The following is a 5,618-nucleotide window of genomic DNA, read 5'->3' on the forward strand; positions in this document are numbered from 1 at the left end:
CCCGGCGCAACCGGCGTCTTTGCCCGGGCCCAATTCCAGCGTAGCCAGCAGCGCCGCCGGCGGGGCGATGGCGCCGAGCGCGAGCGCCGCCGCGCCGCGCAGTCCCAGCCGCTTGTAGTCCGGCCGCGCGTTGGGTTGCTTGAAGGTGCCGGTGACGATCAACGGCGCGCGCAGCGACAGCAGGCTGCGGTCCTTCGGCCGCGCGCGCACGACCATGTCGAGTTTTTCCTGGCGCAGATCGATCGTGCCCGTGCCGACCAGAACCGTATCGCTGGTATCGAAGGCCACCGACTGCGCGGTCATCACCCCGTCTTTGACCGCGAAATCGCCGAACCCGCAGCGGATCGGAATCTTGCGGTCGGAGGTCAGCTTGAACTTGATGATCTCGGCCAGATCGATGCCGGCGAATTCCATCAACAGATTGCTGATCTGGCCCTGGCCCATGCCGACCGCGACGCTGCCGTCGCTGCTGCCGAGCATTTGCGCGATGGAGTTGCCGCGGCCGCTGAGCGCGATGCGGCCGCCGAGTTTGCCGACCGCGTCCTGGCCGAGTTTGACGCCCGGCATCAGCTTGGCCAGGGTCAGCCGGCGCGCCTGAATGTCGGCGCGGGTACGGATGGTGGGGTTGCGCGCGTCCAGGGTGATGGTGGAACGGATGTCGCCGTCGGCGACGCCGAAGTTGAGCGGGTCGAGCTTGAGCAGGCCGTCTTCCAGCAGCAGATGCGCTTGCATGTCGTCCAGCGGCCAGCCCGGCGCGTTGATGCGCGCGGCCTTGAGCTTCACGTCGGCGTCCATCGCGCGCAGTTTGTCGAGCCGGTAGGGCGTGTCGGGCAGCAGCTTGGGCTTGGCGTCGACGCGCGCGTTCAACGCGGTCAGTTCGGGATTGCTGGTTTCGCCGCGGCCGGTTTGCGGAGGCGCGCCGATGAAGCCGGCGAGATCGTCGAAGTCCAGACGCTTGGACAGCAGATCCGCGCGCAGATACGGACGCGCGCCGCCGGTGTCGACGCTGGCGCTGCCGGACAGGTCGCTGTCGCCGACCTTGCCGGCGAAGTCGCGATAGTTCCAGCGCACGCCCTCGCGCTGCAGGCGTCCGTCCAGCGAGTACGGCGGCGTCGGCGCGATCGCCACGCCGATCAGCGGATACAGATCGGCCAGGTTCTTGCCCGCCAGCGCGAAGCGCAGATCGAAGTCGCGCAGATGGAAGGGATCGACCAGTTCGCCGCGCGCGTGCGCGCGGGTGGCGCCGGCCGCGGCGCGCAGGTTCAAACGATACGGGCGCTGGCTCTGGCTCAGTTCCAGCGGCGATTCGGCCCGGCCTTCAAGGGTGAAGGCGTTGTTCTTCCAGCGGCCGCCGCCTTCGACGTCGACCGGCGGCGCGGCGTCTTCGCGGCGCGGCTGGCGGCTGTTGATCGCCAGATCGATGTCGGTCTTGCCGGCCGCGTCGAGGAACCGCATGCGCCCGTCTTCGATCCAGATCTGGCGGAACTTCGGCAGTTCGCCGCCGCCGCCGTTGGCGAACACCCAGTTGCCGCCGTGCGCCGGATCGGTCTGCAGATTCACCCGCGGCTGGGTCAGGCGGATGTCGGGGATGCGCACTTCACCCTTGAGCAGCGGCCACAGTTCGATCGCCAGTTGCAGCCGTTGTGCGCTCGCCATCGTCGGCTGCTTGGCCCACGGGGCGTTGGCGAAGCTCAGCGCGTCGGCGCGGATCACCGGCACCCAGCCCAGATCGACGTCGAGGTTGCCGCCGATCTCCAGGCGCCGGCCGGTGCGCGCTTCGACCTGGCGCTCGATCGGGCCTTTGAACCAGTTCCAATCCCACAGCAGCACCAGCGCGACGATCGCGGCGATCAGCAGGCCGAGCGCGCTCAGCCAGGGATGCCGGCGCGGCCACAGCGCACGCTCATCCTGCGGGCGAGGCAAAGGCAGATCTGCCGATGGCGCGGAGGGGGTGTTCATCGCTCGATGGCCAAGGACGGCCGCGCCGGAATGCGGCGCGGTTCGGCCGAGGCCGAGGAAACCCTTTGCTGAGATTGGCTTCCACCCTCTCCACAAGCCGGTAAAGCGCCGGTGAATGCGCCGTGGACGCGGCGTGGAGCGTTCAGGCGGAGGGCAGCACGTCCGAGAGCGAAGGCACCACTTGCGACAGCACCGCGATGTAATGGCAGACGCTGCCGGCGACCACGAACAAATGCCAGATCGCGTGCGAGTACCGCAGCGACGGCCGGTGATAGAACACCGTGCCCAGGGTGTAGCAGATGCCGCCGGCGAGCAGCCAGCCCAGCGCCCAGGCGTCGAGCGCGTTGAGCAGCGGCTTGATCGCCACGATCACCAGCCAGCCCATCGCGATGTAGATGATCGTCGACAGCAGCTTGAAGCGGCCGGTGTAGAACAGCTTGAACACGATGCCGGCGAAGGCCAGGCCCCAGATCGCCGCGAACAGGCCCCAGCCCCACGGCCCGCGCAGGCCGATCAGGGTGAACGGCGTGTAGGTGCCGGCGATCAGCAGGTAGATCGCGCAGTGATCGAACACCTTCAGCCGGCCCTTGGCCACCGGGTGCTGGATCGCGTGATAGAGGGTGGAGGCCAGATACAGCAGCAACAGGCTGATGCCGAAGACGATCGCGCTGCCGAGCTGCCAGCCGTCTCCGTACAAGGCGGCCAGGGTGATCATCACCGCGCCGCCGGCCAGCGCTGCGGTGGCGCCCAGACCGTGGGTCAGGGCGTTGGCGATTTCTTCACGGATCGAGTGTTCGCCGTGAGCGGGGGCATGGGCGAGGGTCATGGCCCTTGCATCCTAACTCGGTCTGGGGCCGATGCTCGATGCGCAGGCGAAAAGCCAGCATCGGTTAAGACCGGATCGATGCCGATCCGCGACCCGGATCACGCGGCGGCGGCTGAACGGCGAGGCCTGGATGCGGCCGCGAGTCGGTCGTCCCGCGGCCGAGGCATCGGGGCGCACGTCGGTACGCCCCGATGCTTCTTGGGCGGCTAGGCCGCCCCGTAACTGGCCCCCGACGGCATGCCGACGACCAGCAGGATGATGCCGACCACGTAGATCGCCAACGGGATTTTGTTCTCGGCGAAATTAATGATCGCGAACACCACCGCGACGAACGGGATGATCAGCGAGCCCAGTCCCCACCAGATGCTCTTGCGGAACGCGTTGATCACGATCCACAGACCGCCGATCAAGCACAGCGCGACACCCAACCAATACATAACTCCCCCTCGCTTGGACGCCGGGTCCTCCGGCGTTGTCGATGCTAGTCGATGGTGCCGCGCAGCATGGGGGGCGGGGTTGGGGATGCGTCGGTGAAACGGTTTTGTCCGGGGCGAGGAAGAGCAAAGTCAAAATGGATTCCGGCTTTCGCCGGAATGACGGTATTGGGGGCTGGCGGTATTGGGAGGCTGGCGGTACTGAGAGGAACTGGCGGCCGCGGGGCGCGGCGGGATCATTCCAGCGCGTTGAGCCGGCGGATCCGCCGTAGCCGGCGCAGGATCTTGTGCGGTTTGGCGAAGCGGTATTCCTCCACCTCCACCAGCAGGCCGCAGTCTTCGCCGAAGGCCTCGCGCATCGCATACAGGCGGCCGTTGCCTTCGAAGGCCAGCCAGCGCTCGCCTTCGCGCACGACCTTGATCTGCGAAACCGAAGGGATGATGTCGTTGAGCGCGGCCAGATCGAGCCGGCCGTGGGCGAGCAGTTCTTCGCGCCGGGCGATCAGCGCCTGGGCGCGGGCGCGGGTGGCCTGCAGCGCCGATTCGCGGTCGATGCGGTGGATCGGGTGCAGTGCATGCAGCGGCGCCATCGCCTGGGCCTTGTCGCTGCGCAGGCGGTGGATGTCCATCACCACCTTGCCCATGTAGGCGTCCTTGTAATCGAGCGCGGCGACTTCGCTGCGCTTGCTCAGCAAGTACGTCCACCAACGGGACAGCCATCCGTGGCCCGGTGGCGACATCAGTCGATCGCCACCGCGTGCGCGTGTTCGCGCGTGGCCAGGAACTCCACGCCCGGCGCGCGTTCTTGCGCCAGTTGCAGATTGACCCGGGTCGGGGCCAGATAGACCAGCTGCCCGGCCGCGTCCAGCGACAGATTGAGCGCGTTCTTGTCGCGGAACTCTTCCAGCTTCTTCGCATCCGCGCAGCGGATCCAGCGCGCGGTGGCGACGCTGACCTGCTCGAAGCTGGCGTCCACGCCGTACTCGTCCTTCAACCGGTAAGCGACCACGTCGAACTGCAGCACGCCGACCGCGCCGAGGATCAGGTCGTTGCTCATCAGCGGGCGGAAGAACTGGGTCGCGCCTTCTTCCGACAGCTGCGCCAGGCCCTTCTGCAATTGCTTGAGCTTGAGCGGGTCGCGCAAACGCGCGCGCCGGAACAGTTCCGGAGCGAAGTTGGGAATGCCGGTGAACGACAGGTTCTCGCCTTCGCTGAAGCTGTCGCCGATGGAGATGGTGCCGTGGTTATGGATGCCGATGACATCGCCCGGGAACGCGCTTTCGGCGATTTCGCGGTCCGAAGCCATGAAGGTCAGCGCGTTGGCGAGTTTGACTTCCTTGCCGGTGCGCGCGTGGAAGGCCTTCATGCCGGCGCTGAACTTGCCCGAGCAGATGCGCATGAACGCGACCCGGTCGCGGTGTTGCGGATCCATGTTGGCCTGGATCTTGAACACGAAGCCGGTGAGCTTCTCTTCGACCGGCTGGACCTCGCGCGCGGTGGATTCGCGCGGCTTGGGCGAGGGCGCGTGTTCGACGAAGAAATCCAGCAACAGCTGCACGCCGAAGTTGTTCACCGCCGAGCCGAAGAACACCGGGGTCTGTTCGCCGGACAGGTATTTGTCCTTGTCGAACGGATGCGAGGCGCCTTCGACCAGTTCCAGCTCTTCGCGCAGCTCGGCCAGCATGTTCTCGCCGATGCGCGCGGCCAGCGCCGGATCGTCGATCGAGGCGAAGATGGTCGAGTCCTGGCGGGTGAAGTTGCGGCCCTGTTCGTACAGATGCACTTCGCCGCTGATCAGATGGACCACGCCCTTCAGGCGCTGGCCCATGCCGATCGGCCAGGTGATCGGCGCGCACTGGATGCCGAGCACGCTTTCGACTTCGTCGAGCAGATCGATCGGGCTCTTGCCTTCGCGGTCGAGCTTGTTGATGAAGGTCATGATCGGCGTGTCGCGCAGCCGGCAGACTTCCATCAGTTTGATCGTGCGTTCTTCCACGCCCTTGGCCACGTCGATGACCATCAGCGCCGAGTCGACCGCGGTGAGCACGCGGTAGGTGTCCTCGCCGAAGTCGGCGTGGCCGGGGGTGTCGAGCAGGTTGACGATGCGGCCCTCATAGGGGAACTGCATCACCGAGGACGTCACCGAGATGCCGCGCTCCTTTTCCAGCGCCATCCAATCCGAGGTGGCGTGGCGCGCGGCCTTGCGGCCCTTGACCGAGCCGGCCATCTGGATCGCGCCGCCGAACAGCAGCAGCTTTTCGGTCAGCGTGGTTTTGCCGGCGTCGGGATGCGAAATGATCGCGAAGGTGCGGCGGCGGAGGGCTTGTTGGGCGACTTCGGACATGGGAACGGCGCGCCCCGGGGCGCGTCGGCAGGTAACGGGGAGGCGGGGAGTATAC

5 protein-coding genes are annotated in these 5,618 nt (G+C 66.9%); all 5 read right to left on the reverse strand.

The genetic code is table 11. The annotated features are described in order from the left end of the window. Window positions 1-1,959: AsmA family protein (locus V7787_RS52100; protein ID WP_336095344.1), on the reverse strand; the 1,959-nt coding region annotated here is incomplete at its 3' end. 142 nt (window positions 1,960-2,101) lie between these two features. Further along, on the reverse strand, window positions 2,102-2,785 hold the full coding sequence (gene trhA, locus V7787_RS52105; protein WP_336095345.1) for a PAQR family membrane homeostasis protein TrhA: 684 nt from the start codon (window positions 2,783-2,785) through the stop codon (window positions 2,102-2,104). Window positions 2,786-2,991: 206 nt separating this feature from the next. Beyond that, a complete protein-coding gene (locus tag V7787_RS52110; RefSeq protein ID WP_336095346.1) occupies window positions 2,992-3,222 on the reverse strand; it encodes a hypothetical protein in 231 nt (76 codons plus the stop codon). Window positions 3,223-3,455: 233 nt separating this feature from the next. Next, window positions 3,456-3,959, reverse strand: coding sequence for a hypothetical protein (locus tag V7787_RS52115; protein ID WP_336095347.1), 504 nt, complete (start codon window positions 3,957-3,959; stop codon window positions 3,456-3,458). Then, window positions 3,959-5,563, reverse strand: a complete 1,605-nt coding sequence (locus V7787_RS52120; protein WP_336095348.1) for a peptide chain release factor 3 — start codon at window positions 5,561-5,563, stop codon at window positions 3,959-3,961. The genes V7787_RS52115 and V7787_RS52120 overlap by 1 nt, the downstream gene beginning before the upstream one ends. Window positions 5,564-5,618: the final 55 nt, after the last annotated feature.

It is taken from the genome of Pseudomonas sp. CGJS7, assembly GCF_036961695.1.

What these genes read in the sequence shown, in the direction of transcription:
- V7787_RS52110 (WP_336095346.1), bottom strand. Translation starts at nt 3,222, where the DNA reads ATGTATTGGTTGGGTGTCGCGCTGTGCTTGATCGGCGGTCTGTGGATC.
- V7787_RS52115 (WP_336095347.1), bottom strand. Translation starts at nt 3,959, where the DNA reads ATGTCGCCACCGGGCCACGGATGGCTGTCCCGTTGGTGGACGTACTTG.
- trhA (WP_336095345.1), bottom strand. Translation starts at nt 2,785, where the DNA reads ATGACCCTCGCCCATGCCCCCGCTCACGGCGAACACTCGATCCGTGAA.
- V7787_RS52120 (WP_336095348.1), bottom strand. Translation starts at nt 5,563, where the DNA reads ATGTCCGAAGTCGCCCAACAAGCCCTCCGCCGCCGCACCTTCGCGATC.